The organism is Hydrogenophaga sp. 70-12, from assembly GCF_001897365.1.
Taxonomy (GTDB): domain Bacteria; phylum Pseudomonadota; class Gammaproteobacteria; order Burkholderiales; family Burkholderiaceae_C; genus Hydrogenophaga; species Hydrogenophaga borbori.
On sequence record NZ_MKSS01000014.1, the window covers coordinates 1 to 3,865 of the forward strand.

The following is a 3,865-nucleotide window of genomic DNA, read 5'->3' on the forward strand; positions in this document are numbered from 1 at the left end:
TGGACTGCAGCCACAGCCGGCGCACCGGCTTGCCCAGGCCCTGGTACTGGCCACCCTTCTGGCCGCCAGCGTACTGCTCGATCAGGCGGAAGATCAGCTCGCCCTCGCGGCCCGCGTCGCAGGCGTTGATGAGATCGCCGACGTCCTTGCGCCGCGCCAGCTTGACCACCGCGTTGAGCCGCGACTTCGCCTTGTCGATCGGCTTGAGCTCGAAGTACGGCGGCAGCACCGGCAGGTGGGCGAAGCTCCACTTGCCGCGCTTGACGTCGAACTGCTCGGGCGCGGCGATCTCCACCAGGTGGCCCACGGCGGAGGTCACGACATAGCGCTCGTTTTCGAAGTGCTCGTCGTGCTTGTCGAACTTGCCCGCCACCGGCGTGAGCGCGCGCACGATGTCCTGCGCCACGGACGGCTTCTCGGCAATGACCAGTGTTTTGGCAGAACCTTCGGTTTTCATCTCTACAATCCGCTCCCACGCGCGCTCGCGCATGCACACACGTGCGCGCGCTTGTCGTGCGCGCACCCACGCGCGCACTCGCATGAAACAACCTTACCAAAGAAATCCGACGTGACGAAAACCCCGCGCTCGCCCTCGGCACGCACCCCATCCCCGGCCAAGTCCAGCGACGCGCGCCGCATCCAGACGCGCCGCTCCGGGGTGCACGGCAAGGGCGTCTTCGCGCTGGTGGACATCGCGCCGGGCGAAACGCTGATCGAGTACACGGGCGAAGTCATCACCTGGGCGGAAGCGCTGGACCGCCACCCGCACGACCCGAGCGACCCCAACCACACCTTCTACTTCCACATCGACGAAGAACACGTGATCGATGCGAAGTACGGCGGCAACTCGGCGCGCTGGATCAACCACAGCTGCAAGCCCAACTGCGAGGCCGACATCGAGGATGGCCGCGTGTTCATCCGCAGCCTGCGCGCCATCGAGGCCGGCGAGGAGCTGTTCTACGACTACGGCCTCGTCATCGACGAGCCGCTCACGCCCAAGCTCAAGGCCCAGTACCCCTGCTGGTGCGGCGCCAAGAAGTGCCGCGGCACGCTGCTGGCGCCCAAGCGCGGCGGGCGCGCCACCAAGCTGGGGTAAGGCCATGAGCGCCTCGCTCGCGGGCGGTGCCGAGGCCATCTGGCAGGCGGTGGTGCCCGACCTGCCCGGCTTCACGGTCGAGGTGCTGGAAGAGGTCGATTCCACCAACACCGAGCTCATGCGCCGCGCGCGCACCGCACCGCTGGACCCGGTGCTGCTGGTGGCCGAGCGCCAGACCGCCGGGCGCGGTCGGCTGGGACGCGGCTGGCACAGCCGACCCGGCCAGTCGCTCACGTTTTCGCTCGGCCTGTCGCTGGCGCCGCGCAGCTGGTCGGGTCTGTCGCTCGCGGTGGGCCTGGTGCTGGCCGAGCAACTGCACCCGGACGTGCGCATCAAGTGGCCGAACGACCTCTGGCTCATGGGCCGCAAGCTCGGCGGCATCCTGGTCGAAACGGCGGGCCACGCCGATGACCGCGAAGGGCCACGCTCGGTGGTGATCGGCGCGGGCATCAACGTCGCGCGGCCGGCCGAATCGGCGCTCGCTGGCGCACCCGCCAGCCCCATGGGGGGCGTGCCGCCGGCCGGGCTGGCCGAGGTGGAAGTGGGCGTGACCCCAGCCGAGCTGCTGCCCCGGCTGGTGCCACCGCTGGTGCGCGAGGTGCTGAGCTTCGCCAGCGAAGGTTTTGCACCGTTCGCCGCGCGCTACGCGGCGCGCGACGCGCTGAAAGACCGCGAGCTGCGCCTGAGCGATGGCAGCATCGGCAGCGCCTGCGGCGTGGCCGAGGACGGCGCGCTGCTGGTGCGCGTGAACGGCCAGTTGCGCCGCGTGGACAGTGCGGAAGTGAGCGTGCGCCCATGTTGAGGTGGACGATCGCCGTGCTGCTGGCGGCCAACGGCCTGTATTTCGCCTGGACGCAGGGTCACCTCGCGGCCATCGGCTTCCCACCGACCAGCGAGCCGCGCGAACCGCAGCGCCTGACGCAGCAGATCGCGCCCGAGCACGTGCGCCTGCTCAATGGGCCGCGCGGCGCCGAGCCGCCCACCACGCCGGCCCCGGCGCCCGCGCCCGAATCCGCCATCCCGGCCCACCCTGCCGTGGCCGCGGCGCCAGCGTCCGTGGAGGCGCCGCCCCTCACGGCCCCGGCGGCGCCCACGGCCACGCCGACCGCTGCCGCGCCGGCCGCGGCCAATGAGCCGCGCGCCTGCTGGCAAGCCAGCGGATTCAGCCCCGAGCAGGCCGAGCTGCTGCGCGCCGAGCTGCGCCTGCTCGGCCTGGGCGGCAGCGACTGGCAACTCACCGAAACACGCAGCCCCGGGCGCTGGATCGTCTACATGGGGCGCTACGACAGCGCCGAACAGGCCAGCCGCAAGAAGGCCGAGCTGCGCGCCATGGGTGTGGAATTCCGCGACGTCAACACCAGCGGTCTGGCGCCCGGCATCGCGCTGGGCACGTTTTCCAGCGAGGAAGCGGCGCGAGAAGGCCTGCAGCTGGCCGAGCGGCGCAATGTGCGCACGGCCCGCGTGGTGCAGGAGCGCGCCGAGGGCCTGAGTTATTCGCTGCGCCTGCCGGCCATCGGCGAGACCACGCGCGCGCGCATCGAGGCCCTGGGCCCGGCCATGGCGGGCCGCAGCCTGCAGCGCTGCAACTGACGCGTCCGATCCGGCGCGCGAAACCGGGTGGCGCTCAGCGGCGGCGGCGCGAAGCCCGCGCCACGCCCAGGCCCCACAACGCCAGCCCCAGGCCCCACCAGGCCCCGAAGGCGCCGCCGCCGCCCCCCGTGGCTGGCGGCGTGGGCGGGGCCACCGCGCGCACGACGACGGCGTCGCTGCCGGTGCCGCCGTTGCTGTCGGTGACCTTGAGCCGGAACACCCAGCGGCCCTCCACGGCGGGCAGTTGCACGCCGGTCACGGACTGGGTGTTGTTGGGGATGGCGACGGCGGTGGTGCCGCTGTCCTGGGTCCATTGGTAGCCCGTGAGGGTCGCTGGCGCGAGCGCCACGCTGGCCTGGCCATCGAGCGTGACAAAAGCGCCCGGCACCACGACGTTCACCGCCTGGATCACGGCGGCAGGGCCCGTGGCCAGCTGCAAGGACCGGTCCGCGTCCAGCAGGCCGGCGCCGCAGGTGGTGGGGGTGCACTGGCACACCCCACCGTTGGCCGGGCCGCAGGCCAGCCCGCCCGCCACGGTGTGCGACCGCACCCCGGCCTGCATGCGCTCCATCAGCGCCTGCGGGGTGAGGTGGGGGTTGAGGGCGAGCATGAGGCTGGCCACGCCGGCGGCCTGGGGCGCGGCGAAGCTGGTACCTTTCTTGTAGCCATAGGTGTCGCCGCCCGGCCCGGTGAAGCCGGCGTTCGTGGTCGAGTAGAGGTTGTCGGGGTCCAGGGGCGTGGTGCCCGACCCGCCCGGCGCGGCCAGGGCCACGTTGGCCCCGAAGTTGGAATAGTCCGCCTTGGCGCCGTCGCGCTGCACCGAGGCCACGGCCATCACCCCCTGGCAATCGGCCGGGCGCGTGAGCGGGCCCGACTCGTTGCCTGCGGCCACCACCAGCAAGGCGCCCGCCGCCCGCACGTCGTCCACGGTGGTCTGGTACGCCGGGCTGCAGGCCGAGCTGCCACTGAAACTCAGGTTGATCACGCGCGCCGGCGTGGGATTGGCCGGCACCCCGGCCACCGGCAGGCCGGCGGCCCAGCGCACGCCGTCGAGCAGGTCGGACACCAGGGCGCCGCACTTGCCCGACACCCGCACGGGCAGGATGCGCGCCTCCCAGTTGAGGCCCGCCACCCCGATGCCGTTGTCGGTCGCCGCGGCGATCTGGCCGGCGATGAAGG

Annotated in this window: 5 protein-coding genes; 3 read left to right on the forward strand and 2 right to left on the reverse strand. The window is 72.4% G+C overall.

Going from position 1 to position 3,865, the window contains the following annotated elements; translation table 11 throughout:
• A partial coding sequence (locus tag BGO22_RS00865; RefSeq protein WP_286848358.1) for a toprim domain-containing protein occupies nt 1–457 on the reverse strand: 457 nt, incomplete at its 3' end.
• A gap of 111 nt (nt 458–568) precedes the next feature.
• Here BGO22_RS00865 and BGO22_RS00870 point away from each other — a divergent pair.
• Genes BGO22_RS00870 through BGO22_RS00880 form a run of 3 tightly spaced genes read left to right on the forward strand, consistent with a single transcriptional unit; the run spans nt 569 to nt 2,686 of the window.
• Nucleotides 569–1,096 carry an SET domain-containing protein gene (locus BGO22_RS00870; protein WP_070399735.1) on the forward strand — a complete coding sequence of 176 codons (528 nt, stop codon included), beginning with the start codon at nt 569–571 and terminating at the stop codon, nt 1,094–1,096.
• Nucleotides 1,097–1,100: 4 nt separating this feature from the next.
• The gene (locus BGO22_RS00875; protein WP_204743705.1) at nt 1,101–1,898 is read left to right on the forward strand and encodes a biotin--[acetyl-CoA-carboxylase] ligase; all 798 of its coding nucleotides are present in this window, start codon (nt 1,101–1,103) and stop codon (nt 1,896–1,898) included.
• Nucleotides 1,892–2,686, forward strand: a complete 795-nt coding sequence (locus tag BGO22_RS00880; RefSeq protein WP_204743706.1) for an SPOR domain-containing protein — start codon at nt 1,892–1,894, stop codon at nt 2,684–2,686. Before BGO22_RS00875 ends, BGO22_RS00880 begins: the two co-directional genes overlap by 7 nt.
• A 34-nt stretch (nt 2,687–2,720) precedes the next feature.
• Here the strand turns inward: BGO22_RS00880 and BGO22_RS00885 are convergent.
• A partial coding sequence (locus tag BGO22_RS00885; RefSeq protein ID WP_286848359.1) for a S8 family serine peptidase occupies nt 2,721–3,865 on the reverse strand: 1,145 nt, incomplete at its 5' end.